This is a genomic window from Burkholderia sp. Bp9015 (genome assembly GCF_003853505.1).
Taxonomy (GTDB): domain Bacteria; phylum Pseudomonadota; class Gammaproteobacteria; order Burkholderiales; family Burkholderiaceae; genus Burkholderia.
On record NZ_QTPZ01000002.1, the window covers coordinates 321962 to 340521 of the forward strand.

General features: G+C 67.9%; 21 protein-coding genes. 4 read left to right on the forward strand and 17 right to left on the reverse strand.

All coding sequences use genetic code 11. The annotated features are described in order from the left end of the window. The first annotated feature begins 116 nt into the window (after window positions 1-116). Window positions 117-782 (forward strand): nitroreductase family protein, encoded by a 666-nt coding sequence (locus tag DIE12_RS03860; protein WP_124519767.1) that lies wholly within the window; start codon window positions 117-119, stop codon window positions 780-782. 111 nt (window positions 783-893) lie between these two features. On the opposite strand, the gene DIE12_RS03865 is transcribed toward DIE12_RS03860, so the two are convergent. From DIE12_RS03865 to DIE12_RS03880, 4 genes are all read right to left on the reverse strand, one after another. After that, a complete protein-coding gene (locus DIE12_RS03865; protein ID WP_124519766.1) occupies window positions 894-1328 on the reverse strand; it encodes an Hsp20/alpha crystallin family protein in 435 nt (144 codons plus the stop codon). Between the two features lie 177 nt (window positions 1329-1505). Continuing rightward, a complete protein-coding gene (locus DIE12_RS03870; protein ID WP_124519765.1) occupies window positions 1506-1781 on the reverse strand; it encodes a DUF1488 domain-containing protein in 276 nt (91 codons plus the stop codon). A gap of 41 nt (window positions 1782-1822) precedes the next feature. Further along, the gene (locus DIE12_RS03875) at window positions 1823-2296 is read right to left on the reverse strand and encodes a universal stress protein (protein WP_124519764.1); all 474 of its coding nucleotides are present in this window, start codon (window positions 2294-2296) and stop codon (window positions 1823-1825) included. A 203-nt stretch (window positions 2297-2499) separates the two neighbouring features. Further along, window positions 2500-2940 (reverse strand): hypothetical protein, encoded by a 441-nt coding sequence (locus DIE12_RS03880; protein WP_124519763.1) that lies wholly within the window; start codon window positions 2938-2940, stop codon window positions 2500-2502. A 319-nt stretch (window positions 2941-3259) separates the two neighbouring features. Here DIE12_RS03880 and DIE12_RS03885 point away from each other — a divergent pair, with 319 nt between their 5' ends. Continuing rightward, window positions 3260-4864, forward strand: coding sequence for a bifunctional aminoglycoside phosphotransferase/ATP-binding protein (locus tag DIE12_RS03885; protein ID WP_124519762.1), 1605 nt, complete (start codon window positions 3260-3262; stop codon window positions 4862-4864). A gap of 62 nt (window positions 4865-4926) precedes the next feature. Here DIE12_RS03885 and DIE12_RS03890 read toward each other — a convergent pair whose 3' ends face one another. Beyond that, window positions 4927-5376: a CBS domain-containing protein gene (locus DIE12_RS03890; RefSeq protein ID WP_124519761.1), complete on the reverse strand. Its 450-nt coding sequence runs from the start codon at window positions 5374-5376 to the stop codon at window positions 4927-4929. Between the two features lie 289 nt (window positions 5377-5665). Between DIE12_RS03890 and DIE12_RS03895 the strand changes: the two genes are divergently transcribed. Next, on the forward strand, window positions 5666-6259 hold the full coding sequence (locus DIE12_RS03895; protein ID WP_124519760.1) for a rhomboid family intramembrane serine protease: 594 nt from the start codon (window positions 5666-5668) through the stop codon (window positions 6257-6259). A 31-nt stretch (window positions 6260-6290) separates the two neighbouring features. Here DIE12_RS03895 and DIE12_RS03900 read toward each other — a convergent pair whose 3' ends face one another. From DIE12_RS03900 to DIE12_RS03925, 6 genes are all read right to left on the reverse strand, one after another. After that, a complete protein-coding gene (locus DIE12_RS03900; RefSeq protein ID WP_124519759.1) occupies window positions 6291-6755 on the reverse strand; it encodes a hypothetical protein in 465 nt (154 codons plus the stop codon). Window positions 6756-6908: 153 nt separating this feature from the next. Further along, window positions 6909-8168 (reverse strand): nitrate/sulfonate/bicarbonate ABC transporter ATP-binding protein, encoded by a 1260-nt coding sequence (locus DIE12_RS03905; RefSeq protein WP_185640952.1) that lies wholly within the window; start codon window positions 8166-8168, stop codon window positions 6909-6911. Window positions 8169-8287: 119 nt separating this feature from the next. Then, entirely contained in the window at window positions 8288-10021 is a 1734-nt protein-coding gene (locus tag DIE12_RS03910) for an ABC transporter permease subunit (protein ID WP_124519757.1), read from the reverse strand. A gap of 198 nt (window positions 10022-10219) precedes the next feature. Continuing rightward, window positions 10220-11179, reverse strand: a complete 960-nt coding sequence (locus DIE12_RS03915) for an acetyltransferase (RefSeq protein WP_124519756.1) — start codon at window positions 11177-11179, stop codon at window positions 10220-10222. Then, on the reverse strand, window positions 11176-11349 hold the full coding sequence (locus tag DIE12_RS37965) for a hypothetical protein (RefSeq protein ID WP_185641226.1): 174 nt from the start codon (window positions 11347-11349) through the stop codon (window positions 11176-11178). The genes DIE12_RS03915 and DIE12_RS37965 overlap by 4 nt, the downstream gene beginning before the upstream one ends. A gap of 66 nt (window positions 11350-11415) precedes the next feature. After that, on the reverse strand, window positions 11416-12792 hold the full coding sequence (locus DIE12_RS03925) for a nicotinate phosphoribosyltransferase (protein WP_124519934.1): 1377 nt from the start codon (window positions 12790-12792) through the stop codon (window positions 11416-11418). Window positions 12793-13131: 339 nt separating this feature from the next. On the opposite strand from DIE12_RS03925, the gene DIE12_RS37970 reads away from it, so the two are divergent. Beyond that, on the forward strand, window positions 13132-13437 hold the full coding sequence (locus DIE12_RS37970) for a hypothetical protein (RefSeq protein ID WP_185640942.1): 306 nt from the start codon (window positions 13132-13134) through the stop codon (window positions 13435-13437). Here the strand turns inward: DIE12_RS37970 and DIE12_RS38505 are convergent. From DIE12_RS38505 to DIE12_RS03960, 6 genes are all read right to left on the reverse strand, one after another. Continuing rightward, on the reverse strand, window positions 13338-13577 hold the full coding sequence (locus tag DIE12_RS38505) for a hypothetical protein (RefSeq protein WP_124519755.1): 240 nt from the start codon (window positions 13575-13577) through the stop codon (window positions 13338-13340). The genes DIE12_RS37970 and DIE12_RS38505 overlap by 100 nt on opposite strands. Window positions 13578-13741: 164 nt before the next feature. Then, window positions 13742-14191 carry a CBS domain-containing protein gene (locus DIE12_RS03940; protein WP_124519754.1) on the reverse strand — a complete coding sequence of 150 codons (450 nt, stop codon included), beginning with the start codon at window positions 14189-14191 and terminating at the stop codon, window positions 13742-13744. Between the two features lie 61 nt (window positions 14192-14252). Next, on the reverse strand, window positions 14253-14903 hold the full coding sequence (locus tag DIE12_RS03945; protein ID WP_124519753.1) for a BON domain-containing protein: 651 nt from the start codon (window positions 14901-14903) through the stop codon (window positions 14253-14255). A gap of 72 nt (window positions 14904-14975) precedes the next feature. Then, on the reverse strand, window positions 14976-15389 hold the full coding sequence (locus DIE12_RS03950) for a hypothetical protein (protein WP_124519752.1): 414 nt from the start codon (window positions 15387-15389) through the stop codon (window positions 14976-14978). Window positions 15390-15557: 168 nt separating this feature from the next. Further along, on the reverse strand, window positions 15558-17891 hold the full coding sequence (locus DIE12_RS03955; protein ID WP_124519751.1) for an FAD-dependent oxidoreductase: 2334 nt from the start codon (window positions 17889-17891) through the stop codon (window positions 15558-15560). Then, window positions 17888-18421 (reverse strand): flavodoxin, encoded by a 534-nt coding sequence (locus tag DIE12_RS03960; protein WP_124519750.1) that lies wholly within the window; start codon window positions 18419-18421, stop codon window positions 17888-17890. The genes DIE12_RS03955 and DIE12_RS03960 overlap by 4 nt, the downstream gene beginning before the upstream one ends. Between the last annotated feature and the right edge of the window lie 139 nt (window positions 18422-18560).

Below are 18560 nucleotides of genomic sequence, written 5' to 3' on the forward strand. Positions count from 1 at the left end.
GGCCGGCGGGTGCGCCGCTTGACGGAAGTCAAGCCGCTACGGCCCGGCCGTCTTATCGTGAAATCGCCGAGGCGCGACGTTCCAGGCACGCGCAATCACGCTTCAAGGAGACTCGCATGACCGAACAGCAGCTGTTGGCCTATTCGCCGGCGCCCGTGATGCAGCCGGCATCGCCCGAGGGCGAGTCGCCGGCGATCGTCGACCTGCCGCGCCCGATGCTCGACAGCGACGTGCCGCTGATGGCGGCGCTCGCGACCCGAATGAGCTCCCGCGAATTCGCCGCCACACCGCTCCCGCCGATGACGCTCGGCACGATGCTGTGGGCGGCCGACGGCATCAACCGCCCGGCGAGCGGCGGTCGTACGGCACCGTCCGCGCACGCATTCAATGAAATCGACATCTACGTCGCGCTGCCTTACGGCGTCTATCGCTACGATGCGCCCGCGCATCGGCTCGTGCTGAAACACGCGGTCGATGCGCGCAACCTCACGGGCTATCAGGACTTCGTCGGCCGCGCGCCGCTGGATCTCGTCTACGTCGTCCGGACGGCCGCGATACTCGACATGCCGCTGCAGCAGCGCGACGTGTTCTCGGCGATCGCGGCCGGCGCCATCGCACAGAACGTCTCGCTGTACTGCGCGGCGGCCGGCCTCGGAACGGTCGTGCGCGGCTGGATCAATCACCGCACGCTCGCCGACGCGTTGCGGCTGAACGAGGACGAGCTGCCGATCCTCGCGCAGACGGTCGGCTACCGGCCCGGCAGTACGCCATCGCATGCGTGAGGGCAGATTCGGTCGCACCAACGAAGCGGCGCGCGGATCGCTCCGCGCGCCGGATCCACCCGATGGGCGACGCGTGCCCGCATCGCCCGTTGCCCGTCGTCCGTCGTCCGATCAGCTGATCGTGAGTTTCTTCTGCCCGACCGGCGCCTTCTTCGGCAGCGTCAGCGACAGCACGCCATCCTGATACGTCGCCGTCGCGCTGGCATCGTCGATGTCGCCCGACAGCGAGAACGAGCGGCTGATCGCACCGCTGTAGCGCTCGCGACGGATCACGCGCTCGCCGTCCTTCTGCTCGTTATTGCGCTCGACCTTCGCATGGATCGATACGGTATTGCCCGTCACCTGGACGTCGATATCGTCCTTGGCGACGCCGGGCAGCTCCGCGTTGACGGTATACGCCTTGTCGTTTTCGGTGACGTCGATCTTCATCGATGCAAGATCGGGCTGGTCTGCCAGCGCCATGCCGCGCAGCGGCCTGAACAGCCCCTGGAACAGGTCGGATACGGGTTCGATCGAAAACGGATCGTAACGCGTCATGTTGCTCATGGTTCGTACTCCTGATGCGGTGACATACGGCCGGCGCTCTCGTCCCGACAGCAGCGGCCGCAATGAAGATCGGGGGGCGCGACAGCACATGCCGCGCATGGGACGAATGATCTTTCGAAATCCAGCGTACCCTCCCGCCCCGGCACGCGCTTGATGCGCGTCAAGGGCGGCGGCCGATTACGTACAGAAGCGGAAATAGCCGCTGTGAAGCAGGATCGGCCGTCCGCCGATTTCTTCGAGCAGGCAGCGGGCAGCGCGCTCGATGGCGGGACGATGGCGCGCAAAGGCGTCGACGAGATCCTGCTCGCGAGGCGACGCCGCGCGGAAGTGATCTTCCAGCGCGGCCGAGGTGATCGCGCAGCGCACGCGGCGGCCTTCGACGAGTGCCGGAAAGCTCAGCGCGGAATCGAGGTCGCAATACGTCGGATGTTCGGAAGGAAACGATATCTGCATGATGATCACCTGTGCAGCTAGCACACTGGCCGACAGCAACACTAGGCCGCCACAACCGTCGCGGGCGCGGCATCCTCACCGCGCACGAGCAGGACCGGGCAACTCGATGCGCGGAGGAAAGTTTCGGCGACGCTGCCGAGTACCAGCCGCCGGACCCCGCGCCGACCGTGCGTGCCGATCACGGCCAGATCGATCGAATGATCGACGACGTAGCGCTGCAGGCGCGCCGCGACGTCCTCGCCGAAATCGGTCTCGATGATGTCCGTCTCGCCGTTGACTGCCGCGCGCGAGATCGTCCGGTCGGCGTCTCGCAGGATCGCGGCGCCGTGGCTACGGATTTCGTCGAGCAAGGCTTCCGGCTCCATGCGGCCGCCGTAGGCGAACAGCGTGGACTTGTCGACGGCGAACACGGCGAACAGGCGGGCGCCGCACAACCCGGCCATCCTGAGACCTTCTTCGAGCGCCCGATGCGCCGAAGGACTGCCGTCCGTGGCGACCATGATATTCGTGTACATGCGAACCTCGCTGATGAACCGACACGCCGGCGGCGTTCGGATTCGCTTCCATCATCGGTGCTCGCCGCGAGCAGGCGTTGACCGAGGTCAACGGTTTGGAGCCGTTGCGAAACCGGCACGAGAAGAAACTGGCGGCCGCTGGCCGGCATCCGGCCGACCGGGAGGCGAGGCGCCGCATTGCCGAGGACCGACGGCATCCGCCGCTAGCCCGGCGGGTTTTCGTCCGACCGGAAGCCTTGCTCGATTTCAAGGATCTTCCTGGCGCACGCATCGTATTGCCATCCCGGGCCGCCGTTGCTGTCATACATGCCCTTGCACATCGCCTTGAGCCGGATCACCGAGACACCGCCACCCGATTCCGCGCGCGACGCCCAGAGATAGACTTCTCCGGCGACATACGGTTGCGCCGTCTCGATCCGGTCCGCACTGAATCGCGTGATTCGGGTCGACGAATGATCCTGGACGTAGCGCCGCGTGCGGCTCCACGCCCGGTCGCACTCGGACGGCGTCGAACACTGCAGCGAGGCGGCCTGACGCATCGCAAGCAGTCGTGTTTCCATCGTCCTGAATGTCCCGGTTCGCTCCGCCCCGGCACACGCACCCAGCGCGAGGAGCACACTCATCGCCAATGCCCGTCGTTTCATCGTCAATGCCTCGTCCGGCCATGAATTCCGCATACGGTCACGCACCGCTTTGCGCGGGCGCTGGAACCGACTGTATTGCCGCCCCGGCGAATGCGGTTGACCTGCGTCAAGCGCCCTCTCGCGCGGCTGGCTTGACTGGCATCAACCCGGAAAGCGCCGTGGTCGGTTGCAATAGGGTTCGTCGAGTCGGCAGTTCCCGGCCTGCCAGCCGGATCAGGCGACATCGGGCAGACGAGAGCGTGCGTGCCCGTTTCGAATCCATCCCGCCGGGTGCGGCAACGCGTACGTACGCGCGCCCCGTATAACCGATCCGTTCATCATGTCCCGAGCGCCGCATATTCCATTCGCGCTGAGTCGCGCAAATGCACGACGAAAGTCGAGACAATTCGATCGCGCGTTGAGCCGGCCAAACACCTATCCCCACCCCGCGGGCCGGATCGAGCGGATCGAAACCCATCTGTCCGTCGTTTATCTGGCCGGGCGCTATGCGTACAAGCGCATCAAGCCGGTGCACTTCACCTTCGTCGATCTCACGCGGCCTGCACAGCGGCGCCGCTGCGCGCTCGCGGAGTGCACGCTCAATCGGCCGTTCGCCGGCCCGCTGTACCTGGGTGTCTGGCCGCTCGTCCCGCACGGCCGGCGATGCGCGTTCGCCGCACCGGTGCCGACCGGCGGGCGCCGGCGCCGGCAGCAGACAGTGCCGGGCGAGTACGTGGTGCGCATGCGCCGGTTCGACGCGCAGGCGATGTTGTCGGTTCGCAGCGCATCGCGCGACGACGGTCTGGCGGATGCGGAGGCCCTCGCGGATACGCTGGCCCACCATCATCTGCACGCGCCGCGCCGTGCGCCGCGCGGCCATCCCGGCAGCGCGGCGAGCGTCGCGGCCCAATGCCGGCCGTTGCTCGACACGCTCGACGTCACGGTACCGGACGAAGCCGCGCTGCGCGCCTGGTACGAAGCCGAACTGGCCCGCATCGCACCGCGGCTCGCCGATCGGCATGCGTGCGGTTTCGTGCGCGCGTGCCACGGCGACCTGCATCTCGAGAACATCGTGCGCTGGCGGAACCGGATCCTGATGTTCGACTGCGTCGAATTCGACGACGCGCTGCGCTGGATCGACGTGGCGAGCGATCTCGCGTTCGCGCTGATGGATTTCTCCGCCCACGGACGCGAGGATTGCGCCCACCGCCTCCTTTCCGGCTGGCTGGCCCGCACGGGCGACCACGCGGCACTGGGCGTGCTGCCGTGCTACTTCGTCTACCGTGCGCTGGTGCGCGCGCTGACCGCCCGGCTGCGCGGCGACGCGGCGGCACGCGCCCGCTATCTGCGCATTGCGTCGGCGATGGCCGGTGCGCGACGCGATGCGCAACCTGCGCTGCTCCTGTGTCACGGGGTTTCCGGTTCGGGCAAGTCGCTGGCGAGCCGTGCGCTGGCCGAGCGGCTCGGCGCCATCCGCTTGTCCAGCGACATCGAGCGCAAGCGCCTGGCCGGGGCATCGGCCGGCACCCGCCTGCCCGCCGTTGCCTATTCGGACACGGCGATCGACGAGATCTACGATCGCCTGCTTTCGGAGGCGCGCGTGGTCATCGACAGCGGCTACACGGCAATCGTCGACGCGACGTTCCTGCGCCGGTGCAACCGGACGGCGTTCATCGCGCTCGCCGCACGGCTCGGCGTGCGCGTCGCGATGCTCGATTTCACCGCGAGCCGGGCGACGCTCGCCGCGCGCGTCGCTGCCCGGGCGGCACGCGGACGCGATGCCTCCGATGCCGATGCCGCCGTGCTGGCCCGGCAGATCGAGCATGCCGATCCGCTGACCGAAGCCGAAGCAGCGATCGCGATTCGTTTCGACACCGATTGCGATGCCGTCGCGTATGAAAGCGGCGCGTTCTGGGCGCCGTTGCTCGCCGCGCTGCACGCGTAGGCGCGCGGCGCGAATCCCTCGGACAAGCGGCCCGGCACGCGCCGGGCGCCGGCCCCGCGGCGTCACGCGCGGAAACGCTGCTCCTCGATCTGCTGCAGCTTGCCGACTTCCGCGACGCTGCCGAGCAGCCCCGCGAGATGCCCGACGATATCGTCGAGCGTCACGATGCCGACGAGGCGGCCTGCATCGTCGACGACCGGCAGTCTCCGAATGCCCGACCGGCGCATCTCATCGAGCGCGACGCCGATCTCGTCCGTGTCGGACACGACGACGAGACCCCGCGACATGATCTGGCCGGCCGTCACGTCGCCCGGATCGTCGCCGCGGGCCATCACCTCGATCACCAGGTCGCGGTCGGTGACCAGGCCGATCGGAATGGCTTCGCCATCACGGTACTCGATCACGACGATGTCGCCGACATGCGCGTGCCGCATGCGATCGGCCAGTTCGAACGCACTGCATTCGACCGTGCACGATTCGACCGGTCGGGTACTGATTCTTCCAATGTGCATGATGAAGCTCCCGTTGCCCTTTGCGTGGACGATACGCATGCGCGCCGCCTCGCGGCGACGCATGTTTCCCGAGTTCAGGGTAAGCGCGGCGCCCTGGGCGGGCTTGACGCACGTCAATGTGCCGTACGCCGTCGGGCCGACGAGGCGCGGACGGCGAGGCGGCGGCCATCCATGATCTGCCTCAACGGCCGCGCATGTGCCACCGCTAACGTGACGGTATGTCGTGACGTTCGATGCCGGCCGCACCGCTGGCCGCCAACGCCACCTCCGTCCCGCGGATTCCGTCGCCATGACCTACGCATTGATTCTGGTGAACTTCGCCGTGTTCATCGCCGAGGCGAGCGGCTGGCCGGTGCTCATCGACCTGTTCGCGCTATGGCCGCCCGCCCGATCGGGCGCGCCGGCGACACCGGATTTCCACGTCTGGCAGTTGCTGACCTATAGCGTGCTGCATGCCAGTCTCGCCCATGTCGCGTTCAACATGTTCGGGCTCTACATGTTCGGACGCGATGTCGAACGCGTGCTCGGGCGCGCACGCTTTCTCGCGCTCTATCTGGCGAGCGTGCTGGCCGGCGCGATCGCGCAGCTCGGGGTGATGCGTGCCCTGCCGCCGGCCGACGCACCGACCGTCGGTGCGTCGGCCGGCGTTTTCGGCGCGCTGATCGCCTACGCCGTGCTGTTTCCGAAACGGCGCGTCGTGCTGCTGTTCCCGCCGGTACCGATGCCCGCCTGGCTCTTCGCGGCCGGCTATGCACTGACCGAATTGCTGTCCGGCCTCAGCGGCGACACGAGCGGCGTCGCGCATTTCGCCCACCTCGGCGGGATGCTCGGCGCGCTCGTGTGCCTCGCCTTCTGGCGAAAACGCGCGGGCATGCGTGCGTGACGCCTGTTCCCGCCGATGGCGGGAGCGAGCCCTAGATGCTGAGATATCCCTGGAACAGCCACGGCGGGCCGGTTCTCTCGCCTGTCGCGCGACCGCTCGCGGCGGGCACGCAGATGCCCGAGAAACCGGGCGACCCGTCCTGCCAGAACGACGGCACGAACGAAAATTCGCCGTTGACCGTCACCACGAAGTCGCGATTGAACTGCGACGGCCCGAAAATCGTCACCTCGCGGAAGAACGACGCGGCCTCGTCGCGCGCCGTGCTGCGCGCGGCAAGCAGCCCCCTGACGTCATAACGCGCCGGCAGCGTGTAGACCTTCCCGCCGCGCTCGACCGCTTCCGCCGCCGTGAAAACGAGTTCCACACCCGGGTACGGCAACCGGTAAGGCTCCCGACAGATCGGGCCGTCCGGCCCGAGCGCGAGCGGCGGATGAGCCCAGAGCGAAAGCGACAGCGGGCTCGTGCGCTGGGCGAAGTATTCCGAAAGCCAGTTCATGGTCAGTCCTCCCGTGAACGGTCATTGACGTCGGGTTGCGGAGCTTGTCTGCCGGATCGACGCGGTCGCGTCGACGGTTCGTCCAGCGTCGCACGCCCCGCCGCGCGACGCTTGATGCCGATCAAGCACGCGCCCGACATGCGGCCCGAGCGGTCAGCGGCCGAACGTGCGGGTATGGTCGTCGTAGTCGAACAGTCCCGCGTAGCGCCCCCAGTCGATCACGACCCTCAGCGCCTGGTCGGCGCTGCGCGGATCGAGATGATCCTCGAGTTCGAGCTCGAAACGCTCGCGCGGCGCGCGGTGCCCCTCGCGTTCGCCCAGCACTTCGTCGATATGCCCGGCGAGCGGCACGAACCGGACGACATGCTCGCGAAACAGACGCCGTCGGGCGTCGTCGTCGCTTTGCGCGAACACGTGACCCGCGGCACTCAGCCGGATGCTCCGGTCGTGCCATTCGGCAAACGCGAGCAGATGGAGCGCGGCCGCCGTCGAATACAGCGCGTCGACCCGGAGCGCAAGCGCCGATGCGATCGTGCCGAGCTCGGCATGCCCCTCGTACGGCGCGGCAGCGAGCGTGTCGACGAATCCGGCGAGATGGTGGCTCGACACGTCGGGCAGCTTCATGGCCAGCGCGCTGCCCGTCGCTTCCCGGCCTGCCGTCGCGTCGGTGATGCGTGCCGTCAGCGTCGCATAGATCTTGCCGGCGATCGCCTGAACGGCCGGATCGTGCCGACTGCGCGGACGCGGCAGCGGCACGTTCAGCGTTGCCTCGATGCGCGCCGGACCGGCGCCGAGCACCAGGATGCGATCGCACATGAGCACGGCTTCCTCGATGTTGTGCGTCACCATCAGCACCGACCGGGTCGACAGCTGGTGCGCGTCCCACAGGTCGAGAAAATCCGTGCGCAGCGTTTCCGCGGTCAGCACGTCGAGCGCCGAGAACGGTTCGTCCATCAACATCAGCGCGGGCTCGCTGACGAGCGCGCGGGCGAAACCGACCCGCTGGCGCATGCCGCCCGACAGTTCGCGGGGAAACGCCGATTCGAACCCGTCGAGCCCGATCAGCTCGATCGCGGCGGCCGCGCGTGCGCGCGCGTCCCCCGGTGCGAGGCCCAGCGCGTCGAGGCCGAGCTCGACGTTTTCGATGACGGTCAGCCACGGGTACAGCGCAAAGGTCTGGAACACCACCGCGATGCCGTCGGTCGGGCCGGCGAGCGGCGCATCGCGATACGCGACCGTGCCGGACGAGGGCTTGACGAGCCCGCCGGCGATCCTCAGCAGCGTGGACTTGCCCGAGCCGGAGCGGCCCAGCAGCCCGAGGATCTCGCCTTCATGCAGCGCGAGATCGATATCGGCCAGCACGTGCAGCGGCTCGCCGGACGGCTTCGTGAACGATTTGCATACGGCCCGCATCTCGAGCACGACCGCCGCCGGGTCCGAAGCCGGCGCGGCCGCGCTCGCGACGTTCCCTTCCGTGTATTCGCTGAGGTTCGGCACACGGGTCTCCCGTGAATAAATGATCGGTCGGGGGCTCAATCGAGCCGCGTGCGGCGCTCCGCGAACGCGTACATCGGGCGCCACACGAGCCGATTGGTCGCGATCACGAGCAACGACATCGCGGCCACGCCGAGCGCGATGCGCGGATAGTCGCCGGCGTCGGTCATCCGCGCGATATAGGCGCCGAGTCCGCCGGCATCCAGGCGTGTGCCGCCCCAGCTCACCGCTTCGGCGACGATGCTCGCGTTCCATGCGCCGCCCGACGCGGTAATCGCGCCGGTCACGAAGTACGGCAGGACGCCCGGCAGCATGACGTGACGCCACCAGGTCGGCGGCCGCACCCGGAAGCAGGCGGCCGCTTCGCGCAGGTCGGCCGGGAACGCGCTCGCACCGGCGATCACGTTGAACAGGACGTACCATTGCGCGCCCAATATCATCAGCGGGCACAGCCAGATGTCGGGTTCGAGCCGCAGGCGCACGATCGCGAACACCGCGACCGGAAACAGCAGGTTGGCCGGAAACGCGGCGAGGAACTGCGTGACCGGCTGGATGCGGGCGGCCACGCCCGGGCGGAGGCCGATCGCGATGCCGATCGGCACCCAGATCGCCGACGCGAGGGTGACCAGCACGGTCACGCGGACGAACGTGAGCCCGCCTTCGCTTGCGACGGTGCGCAGGTCCGTCCAGGTCAGCGTCGCGCGTCCGAGCCGGAACAGTTCGTACGCCGCATACGCGCATCCCGCGCCGCACGCCGCGAACCAGAGCACGTCGCCCGTGTGTCGCGGCAGCGCGATCCGGCCGCGCCATGCCGGCATGAACCCGCGCAGCCGCGCGCGCGCCGCCCGACGCAGCACCGCCCGGACCGGGCCGACCGCACGGCCGATCCATCGCGATCGGTGGAACAGGTCGAGCATCCAGCTGCGCGACCCGACCGTGGGCGCGGCATCGCCATAGCGGAACCGTTCCGACCATGCGACCAGCGGCCTGAACAGCAACTGGTCGTACAGGACGATCGCGACGCTCATCGCGACGATCGCCCAGCCCACGGCGGCGAGGTCGCGGCTCGCGATCGCCTGCGCGACGTAGGCGCCGACGCCCGGCAGGTCGACGTGCAGGTTGCCGACCGCGATCGCCTCGGACGCGACCACGAAAAACCAGCCGCCCGACATCGACATCATCGCGTTCCAGACGAGTCCCGGCATCGCGAACGGCACGTCGAGGCGCCAGAAACGCTGCCACGCGGACAGCCGGAAGCTGCGGCTCGCTTCGTCGAGATCGAGCGGCACCGTGCGCAGCGCCTGATAGAAGCTGAACGTCATGTTCCAGGCCTGGCTCGTGAAGATCGCGAAGATCGCCGCGCACTCGGCGCCGAGGATCCGCCCCGGAAACAGCGACAGGAAGAACAGCACCGTAAACGACAGGTAGCCGAGGATCGGCACCGACTGCAGCACGTCGAGCAGCGGGATCAACACGCGCTCGGCGCGACGGCTGCGCGCGGCCGCGGTCGCGTAGGCGAACGTGAAGACGATCGACGCAAGCAGTGCCGCGAACATGCGCGCGACCGTGCGCAGCGTGTAGCCCGGCAGTGCCGCGGGCGACAGCGAAATCGCCGGGGGCTGCGCCACCGCCAGCGGGCCGGCCATCTGGTGCGCCGCGATGCCGGCCAGCAACAGGAAACCGACCACGATCAGCGTCGCGACGATGTCCCGCCAGCCCGGCACGGGCAGCGTCCAGCGCCCGCCCCGCAATACCTCAGCATGGTGCTCCACGACGCCTCTCCCGCCGATGATGGCGGTTCATCTTCCCGGGTGGGGCGGCCGGCGGGCTTGACCTGCGTCAACCGCCCTGCATTGCCCGGCGCCACGATCGCAGCGAGTCCTGCCGCGCAACGGCCACCGGTCAGGAGCATCCCGATGACACCCGTTCCGGCCACGCCGTACCACACCGACGAGCGCGCCTGCGTCGGCTCACGCGGCGGGGTATGCGTTCGCGAGCGCCTCGACGAACGCGTCGAGGCGCTCCGGCGCGAGCCGGTTGATGCCGGCCGCCCCTTCCCGGCCGCCGCCCTCCGGAAATGCGCGACAAAGACGATCTGCGCCGTACGGTGCGGCGACCGGCGCGCGAACGCTGACGGTGTACCCACCCGAGGCCGACAACGTCAGCACCGCGTGAGCGCGTGCCGCGTCACCACGCGCGAGCCGATTGGCGAAAACGCCGCGCACGCGACGCGCCCAGCGCGTGTCGGGGAGGATATAGACGTCCGCCCCCGGCAGCGCGATGTTCGCGCGCTGTCGCTCCGCAAGCGCGATATCGCGTCGCCGGTTGGCGTCGAGCCGCCGCGCGAGGGGCGACCTCGCGAACTCGAGCGGGTTCGCATATTGCCGCACCGCCGCATACACGGCCGGCGGCGGCATGAAGAGGTCGTCCGGGCAATCGCCGTAGCCGTTGTAGTTGACGGATTCGCCGAGCACCTGCAGACGGTAGGCATCGGCATCCGTCAGGCCGCAGGCGGCGGCGAGCCTGCCGGCCACGCCGACGAGATTGTCGCCATAGGCACCGACCACCGCCCAGAGTCGCTGCCGGCCCGCCAGGTATCGGTCGACGATGACGCTCGTACAGGTGTCCGGCGCCGTGTCGATATGCGTGCGAAGGTGCGGATGAGCGGGCACGGCGGCGGCCATGTGGTGATCGAAATAGTCGATGTCGACCCCGCGCGCCAGCAGCGCGTCGAGTGCCGCGCGGTTCACGTCGAGAGAAATGTCCAGGACGGTGACGATGTCGCCTCGGGCGGCCGGCACGCGCGCGAGCAGCGCGATGTCGCGCTTGGGACCCGTCACGAGCACCGACTCGGCCGGCATCTCGAGCCGCAGCTGCTGAAGCGAACAGATGCCGTCCGCATCACCGTTGAACACGTCAAAGCGCGTCATGATTCGCGACGCGCGATAACTGCATGAATCGAGGTAGCCATGCCATGGAACGACTCCCTTTCAGCCCGTTTGCCTTCGCCTCGTGTCGCGCCTTCGGCGAACGGATCGCGGCCCGTCTCGGCGTCACGCCCGCCGCGCACGAGGAACGTCCGTTCGAGGACGGCGAACACGAGACGCGCGCGCACCTCCTCGCAACAGAAGCGATGGCGCGCGGCCGGCCGGGATGCGTGCACCGTTCATGCCGCTTGCCGCCCCGCGTGCGTGTCCGGCCGGGCATTCTCCTGCGCGACCAGTGCCGCCAGCGCCGGAGAAATCGCCGGCTGCAGCGGCATGACGGGCGCCAGTGCACGCATCGGATCGGGCAGCGTGGACAGTTCGCGCATTGCGTGAATGCGGCTCTCGCCGAGCGTGGGGGCCGCGAGTCGCGCCCCTCCGATCATGACGGGCCGCAACAGCGGCGTTCCGTCGATGCGCTCGCCGTCGAGTCCGAGGCTGTCGGCGGCGATTCGCCCATCCGGGCCGTATTGCCGGAACACCTGCTTGCGGCCGGGCAGCGTGGCCTTGCCCTCCGAACGTTTGCAGCGCGCCCGGCCCGCATACTCGACGAGCTTGTACGCGCAGTCGAGACACGGTGCGTCCGCCGACGTGCTCATCCGCGTGCCGATTCCGAAACCGTCGATCGGCGCGTGCTGCCGGACGAGTTCCCGCAGCCGGATTTCATCGAGATTGCCGCTCGCGAAGATCGTCGCTTCCGTCAGGCCGCCATGGTCGAAAATCGCGCGCACGTTGCGCGCGTGCGCCGCCAGATCGCCGCTGTCGATCCGGACGCCCTTGATGCGCACGTTGTCGAGCGCAAGCCGCCGCGCCAGTTCGACGACCTTGTGCGCCGCGTGCTCGGTATCGTACGTATCGATCAGCAGCACCGCGTTATCCGGCTGCGATCGGGCGAAATGCTCGAACGCGAGCGCTTCGTCGTCGTGCGCCTGGACGTATGAATGCGCCATCGTGCCGTACACGGGAATGTCGTAGCGCAAGCCGGCGAGCAGGGTCGCCGTGCCGGAGAATCCTGCCAGGTAGCTGGCCCGCGCGGACAGCATCGCCGCCTCCGCGCCATGCGCGCGCCGCAGGCCGAAATCGACCAGCAACCTGCCATGCGCGACGAGCGTGGCGCGTGCGGCCTTGCTTGCAACCAGCGTCGCGTAATGGAGCAGGTTCATCACGCGGCTCTCGACGAACTGCGCCTCGCGAAGCGGCGCCGTGATCCGCAGGATCGGTTCGTCGGCGAAAAACACCGTGCCTTCCGGCATCGCGTCGACCGTACCGGTAAAGCGCAAGCCGGCGAGCGACGCGAGGAAATCCGCTCGCAAGCGCCCGGTCGCGGCCAGTCGCTCAAGGCCGGCGGCCGTAAAGCGCAGGCCCTCCAGATAGTCGAGGACGAGCTCCAGTCCCGCCGCCATCAGGAATGCCCGCTGCTCGGGCAGCGCCCGTACGAAGAACTCGAAGCTGGCCATGTCGTTCATTCCGGCATCGAACGCGGCCTGCATCATCGTCAGTTCATACCAATCCGTCAGCAGCGCGTCGTCGATGCCAGCGTCCGGCCAGGATCCGTTCATCATGCGCCCTCCCGCGTCGCTCGCGCGCAATCGTGCAACCGGTACCCGGCCGCTGCGATCTGGAGCAGCGTCGCTTCCGTCATTGCGGCGCGGGTCCCGGACTCGCCGGGACCGCGGTCCACACGCCATTGCACGACGCGACATACGGATAGTATCCGCGCGGGTCCTCGACCGCGCTGTCACCGCGTACGCTCCCTCGGCGCGAAATGGCGAAAGTCCCGCCCGTGGAAATCCTGGCGGGGAACATGGCGTGCATGCTGCGCATGTGCCGGCTGCGTCGGCACGCAACATGCGGCCGCGCACGGCACAAGCACGCGGCTTGCGCGTCTGAGCCTGTTCATGGTCGTCATTCTTCGCGGAGATGCGATCCATCGTATTGAGGCCGTGCCCCGCGGCCTTGACCGGGATCAACGCATGCCCGCGGCCCGGCGGGACGCCGGCGACGCGGCATTCGCAGGCGCCAGGTCATGCCGCGCGCGCAGGTTTCGTGTCGCCGTGCTTGCCGATGCGCATGCGGTGCAGACGACGGTGAGCAGCACCGTCCGTCAGTACGTGAACGTGTCCGATTTCTTCATTTCGACCCATGTCATTCCGCTTCGCAGTCCCTCCAGCGCTGCCTCGCGCTCGGTCGCGAATACCCGGTGATGCGGGAAGACATGCTCGCACTTGCAGTCGGGTGAGCGAACCGTCACGTGGACACGGCAGCGGTACCCGCCGGACTCGACGCCAACCGTTTCGATCTCCACGGTCCAGTCCGCTTCGTTCAATTCACCGGAAATCGTCATGATTACCCCCTTACCTTGCCGTGCGAGCGCAAGCTGCTTCCCTCATCGGTCGCGCCACGCCGCGAGCCGCGATGGCGTTCGCGCGCGCCCGAAGGGCGCATCGCACCGGCATCGAGACCGCCGCTGCGCGATGCGCGGCGCGACGGAAGCCGGAACCGGCCGGATCAGCCACGCTGCTTCTCCTCGAAATACGGCTGGCGGGCCGCCACGAGCCGCAACTCGTCGAGCAGCGCCGCGGCCGCGCGCAGCAGATCGTCAAGCGAGACAATGCCGACCAGTTCGCCGTCTCCGCCGACGACCGGCAATCGACGGACGCCATGCTGGCGCATCCGCTTCGCGAGCAGCCAGATGTCGTCGTCGACGTTCGCGGTCGCGACGGGCGCCGACATGATGTCACCGACGAACAGCGAGCCGGCCTGCGCATCGGGGCTGACGACCGTCAGCACGATGTCGCGATCGGTCACGACACCGACCGGCACGCATCGCCCCTCCTGTTCGCGCACGACGATCAGATCGCCGGCGTGCGCGCCGCGCATCATTTCCGCCGCCTCGACGACGGTTGCTCGTGCCGAACACATGGCAACATCGCGGGTACAGAGCATCGCGGCATTCATGTTCGTTCTCCCGGCCGGGGCGAGGCGGACCATCGATCGATGTCCGCCGCCGCCCGAACCATCATGCAACCGTAAGTTGATCGACCACGTTGCGCACGCCCGGCGCCGACCACGCGGCATGGAAGGCAAGCCGCCGTTCGCCCAGCGAGCCCACCTGGCCCGTCAACGTCACGCAACCGTCCTGGACGGTAATGCCGACGTGTGCGGCCTCTTCCGTTGCATGCCGAATCAAGGCCGCCTGGATCTTGCCCGCGATGTCGGATTGCGTCGGATGCGGCCGGACGTGGATCTCGTTGATGATCCGGGTGACGCCGCGCAGCCGCTCGACGGCCCGCTCCGCCTCCTGCATCTGGTAGCTCCACATCACCTCGCCCGACAGCGTCACGCACCCGTTCTCGACCGTCACGTGCACGGCCTGCTCGCCAAGCCCCGCATCCCACATCAGGAGCGAGCGCGCTGCAATGGCGACGTCCTCGTCCGAGCGATGCTTGCCGTCGTCCGTTTGCACCTCGAGTTCCAGCACGATGCCGCGCACGCCTTCGATACGCTCGATGGCCTTGCGCACCGCGACCTTTTCCAGATAGCTGGCGACGTGCCCAGTCAACGTCACGATGCGTTCGTGCACTTCGACGCCGATGCGCACCGCATCGATCGACGGGTCCCACTCGAGTTCCTGCTCGACGTCCTTCTTCAGCGCGCTGTCGCTTTTCATGGCCATCGACTCCTGTCCGCAATCGATGAAAACAACGGTAATTCCCGCTGCACCGCGTGGAATTGATACAGGTCAGCGCGCGGCGTGGTGAGCGATCGCGACCGATGTCTCCGCTGCGATCGCGCGAAACCCGGTCCTTACGTCGACATTGCGCCCCTGCCAGGCGCGATCGCGCCTGGCGAGTCGCGATACCATCCGGCGCCCGTCGGGCGACAGGCGGGCGGGCGCCTCGGCAAGCGATGCCGCATCCAGTCGAACGAGACCGCGATCGGCGAGGCAGCGCAGGTCGGCGGGGTCGCCCTGCTGGCGCCGCGGCTCGCTGGCGAGCACCATCAGGATCGCGATTTCGTGGGGACTCAGCAGCCAGTCGCCGCCGGCGTCGATCGGGTGATGCTGGCGATGCGCGGCAGCCGACACGCGCAGCGCCGATGCTTCGGAACGGGAAATGATCTGGCGATTCGACGTGTTCGTAAACAAGGCGGGCATGATGGTGTCCGGATCATGAACGTGAAGACGCTGAAGGCACGGGACATGTCGATCGCGGTCGACATGCTAGAACGTCAATATCCGCTCCTGCCGGGCAAGCGTTCTTGATGCAGGTCATCCGGAAGACGCGAGCGATCGAAACGTTCCCCGCCGTGGAGTGGGAAGCGTTCAAGGCGTTGGTGGCCTCGCTCGACCAGGCCGGCCGGCTGCGCCCCCGAGCGGTTCCGCCGCGTTGGACGCGAGCACTGCGAGCGCCGCGCGGCGGCCGAGTTCGAACAGCGCTGCAATCGATGTATCGGAAAAATCGAAGTCGCGCGCGAAAGTGTCCGTGGCTCCGGCGTGGCCATTCAGCGCGATCCTGAAGACCCGTACGGGCGCACGACTCCCCATGAGTCGGATGTATTCCGGGAGTTGTCGCATGCGGGCCGCCGTTTCGGGATCAAGCTGGCAGGTTATACGTTCGACGAGATCGCGAAAGTCGTTCTCGTTTTCCTCGAACCGCAGGTCGTTACGAACCCGATCGGCATAGACGATCTCGTCGCGCCGCAGCATGACCTCGATCAGGTTCGATGGCAACGGGCGCGACCCTGAAAACAAATCGACAACAAACACGCGCCCTGCTATCCGCCCGCACCGTTCGATCACGAGATCGAGCGGCGAGTTGCTGATGATGCCGCCGTCCCAGTAAGCGCGGCCGTCGATGCGCGTCCACGGCATCGCGGGCGGCAGGCTACCGCTGGCGAGCAGGTGCTCGGGCGTGATGCGATCGACATAGCTGTCGAAGATGCGCCGCTCCCCGCTTTCCACGTCCACGGCTCCAAGCAGCAGGCGCGTCGCGCTGCCCGCCAGGGCGTCGAAATCGACATGGCGGCGCAGTAGCGCGAGCATCGGCTGCGTGTCGTAGCAGCTCGTCCACCACGTAGCAAAGCCGGACGGCGGAATCCCGTCAGGCCACCAGTGCGGCCGAAGGAAATTCGGAACGCCGAACAGCGCGATATGCCACGCGAGCAACGCATGTCCCGCATAGGCGGACGACGGCACGCCCACCGGACTCCTGATCGACAGCTCGCGCCAGAATGCGTCGAGTGCTTCGGCCGCATGCCCCGGATGGCTCGCTGCGATCGCGCCGTTGAACGCGCCGATCGACACGGCCGCGATCACGTCCGGACGGACGCCCCGCGACTCGAGTGCGGCGATCGCTCCGCTTTCGAATGCGCCGAGCGCACCGCCACCCTGCAGGATCAAGACCGTTTGCGCGGGGAGTTCGCACAGCCGCGATACGTCGTGCGTCACAGCCTCGACTTGCGCGCCGAGATTGACCCGATGGCGTATCGTCTCCTCGGCGGCGGTCATTTCATCCGCGCGGACACCGATCGAGAACATCGCACGCAGGACATGATGTCTCAGATAGAGCAACGAGTACGGAGCACGCGGGAATCGGCCCTGCTCGACGACTTCGGTCGCATCAGCAGCGTTGCCGAGGAAGTTGTACGGTACGTCGAATACGCTTCCGTAGAAAATCGATACATCCCGATAGGGCAAGCGCGCACCGCGCATGTTCCTGGCGGCCAGGCGCCCCTGACGCACCGCGTTGTCCCAGTGCTCGATACGCCTCTGCACGCCGAATACCGGATCGCGAAACCGCGCGACGTCGCCGGCCGCATGGACGTCCGGATCCGACGATTGCAGGCATTCGTCGACAAGCACGCCATCCACTGTCGCGATGCCACTGCCCGCGAGAAACCCGCAGTTTGGCTCGACGCCCACGGCAATCACGACGAGGTCGCATTCGATGACGCTGCCGTCGGTGAGCACGGCCGCCTCGATCGAATGCTCTCCGATGAAGCGCTCCACCGTCGTTCCGGTTCGAACGTCGACGCCGCGCGTCGCACACAACCCGGCAAAGTGATCGGATAGCCGAACGGAATTCAGCTGCGGCAACAGCCGCTCGCAGCGCTCGACGAGCGTGACCTCCAGACCGCGCCCGCGCAGCGTGGCCGCCGCCTCGAAACCCGTGAAGCCTCCGCCCACGACGAGCAGGCGTCGTCGCCGGGCGGCGTTGTCGCGAAGCACGAGCGCGTCGTCGAGGTCGTGAAGGTGACCGATGCCCGCCAGCGTCGCCCCCGGCACCGCCAGACGGCGTGGCGACGCACCGGTCGCGATCAGCAGCTTGCCGTAGTGTATCGCGGTGCCATCCTCCAGCCTGACGACATGCGCGCCGCAGTCGACCGACGCGCCCCTCGCCCCTAGGAGCAGATCGATCCTGCGCATCTCGTAGAACCCCGCCGGGTGTATCGCGATTGCCGCCGGGGTGAGGTTTCCTGCGAGAAATTCCTTTGTCAGCGGCTGTCTCTGATACGGCAGCACGTGTTCGCCGCACAGGATCGCGATGCGCGCGGACGGATCTTCGCGCCGCAACGTATGCGCCGCGGACACGCTGGCAATGCCGCCGCCGACCAGCACATGATCGTAGTCGCGCCTGGCCCCGGACTGCGCCGTCACGTTGCCCGCTCCGCGCGCATGTGCCGTTCGCCGGAGGCAAGCCGGCGGGCGATCGAACGCGCAAAACGGGCGAGCTTCCGAGCGGCCAGGCCGCGACCGATATCGCGCCCCGAAATCGCGCACGTCGCGATCGGCCTTTGCCGCGCCAGCGCCTGCATCTGCCCGAATGCAGTGATGTCGCCGCGCAGGCCCATCGTGCAAAAGAATGCGGTCGCGCGCAGTTCGCTCCCGTGCCGCGCGAGCCAGGTCGAAATCGGCGTCGATGCACGGCCCGCCCAGACCGGCGTACCTAGCACGACCACATCGTATGCGGACGGCGAACAGGCTGTTGGCCGAAGGTCCGCGGCACGATCGCGGATCACGTCCGCGAGCGAACGCAGGAAGCCGACGGCCCCCGTCCGCCGCCGATCGTCGGCTTCCCGCAGCCGTTCGCAATCCGCGCCAAGCTCGGCGGCAAGCCGGTGCGCAACCGCCGCCGTCGTTTCACTGCGCGAGTAGAAGACGACGAGCATGCGTCGAGACGTGTCCATGGCCCACTCCGTGCATCCGTCCGGGATCCATGGACCAGCTTATGCACCGGCGATCGGGGCGACACTGATGCAGGTCAACCCGTCGCGGCACAATCCGGCGACAGTAGGCTTGTCCAGATTTCCCGCGATTTTCCGCCCA

What these genes read in the sequence shown, in the direction of transcription:
- DIE12_RS03945 (WP_124519753.1), bottom strand. Translation starts at nt 14,903, where the DNA reads ATGAAAAGCGACAGCGCGCTGAAGAAGGACGTCGAGCAGGAACTCGAG.
- DIE12_RS03960 (WP_124519750.1), bottom strand. Translation starts at nt 18,421, where the DNA reads ATGGACACGTCTCGACGCATGCTCGTCGTCTTCTACTCGCGCAGTGAA.
- DIE12_RS03865 (WP_124519766.1), bottom strand. Translation starts at nt 1,328, where the DNA reads ATGAGCAACATGACGCGTTACGATCCGTTTTCGATCGAACCCGTATCC.
- DIE12_RS03900 (WP_124519759.1), bottom strand. Translation starts at nt 6,755, where the DNA reads ATGAACTGGCTTTCGGAATACTTCGCCCAGCGCACGAGCCCGCTGTCG.
- DIE12_RS37970 (WP_185640942.1), top strand. Translation starts at nt 13,132, where the DNA reads ATGGTCGTCATTCTTCGCGGAGATGCGATCCATCGTATTGAGGCCGTG.
- DIE12_RS03925 (WP_124519934.1), bottom strand. Translation starts at nt 12,792, where the DNA reads ATGAACGGATCCTGGCCGGACGCTGGCATCGACGACGCGCTGCTGACG.
- DIE12_RS03950 (WP_124519752.1), bottom strand. Translation starts at nt 15,389, where the DNA reads ATGCCCGCCTTGTTTACGAACACGTCGAATCGCCAGATCATTTCCCGT.
- DIE12_RS03905 (WP_185640952.1), bottom strand. Translation starts at nt 8,168, where the DNA reads ATGCGGGCCGTATGCAAATCGTTCACGAAGCCGTCCGGCGAGCCGCTG.
- DIE12_RS03885 (WP_124519762.1), top strand. Translation starts at nt 3,260, where the DNA reads ATGTCCCGAGCGCCGCATATTCCATTCGCGCTGAGTCGCGCAAATGCA.
- DIE12_RS03875 (WP_124519764.1), bottom strand. Translation starts at nt 2,296, where the DNA reads ATGTACACGAATATCATGGTCGCCACGGACGGCAGTCCTTCGGCGCAT.
- DIE12_RS03895 (WP_124519760.1), top strand. Translation starts at nt 5,666, where the DNA reads ATGACCTACGCATTGATTCTGGTGAACTTCGCCGTGTTCATCGCCGAG.
- DIE12_RS38505 (WP_124519755.1), bottom strand. Translation starts at nt 13,577, where the DNA reads ATGACGATTTCCGGTGAATTGAACGAAGCGGACTGGACCGTGGAGATC.
- DIE12_RS03890 (WP_124519761.1), bottom strand. Translation starts at nt 5,376, where the DNA reads ATGCACATTGGAAGAATCAGTACCCGACCGGTCGAATCGTGCACGGTC.
- DIE12_RS03880 (WP_124519763.1), bottom strand. Translation starts at nt 2,940, where the DNA reads ATGAAACGACGGGCATTGGCGATGAGTGTGCTCCTCGCGCTGGGTGCG.
- DIE12_RS03940 (WP_124519754.1), bottom strand. Translation starts at nt 14,191, where the DNA reads ATGAATGCCGCGATGCTCTGTACCCGCGATGTTGCCATGTGTTCGGCA.
- DIE12_RS03870 (WP_124519765.1), bottom strand. Translation starts at nt 1,781, where the DNA reads ATGCAGATATCGTTTCCTTCCGAACATCCGACGTATTGCGACCTCGAT.
- DIE12_RS03860 (WP_124519767.1), top strand. Translation starts at nt 117, where the DNA reads ATGACCGAACAGCAGCTGTTGGCCTATTCGCCGGCGCCCGTGATGCAG.
- DIE12_RS03915 (WP_124519756.1), bottom strand. Translation starts at nt 11,179, where the DNA reads ATGACGCGCTTTGACGTGTTCAACGGTGATGCGGACGGCATCTGTTCG.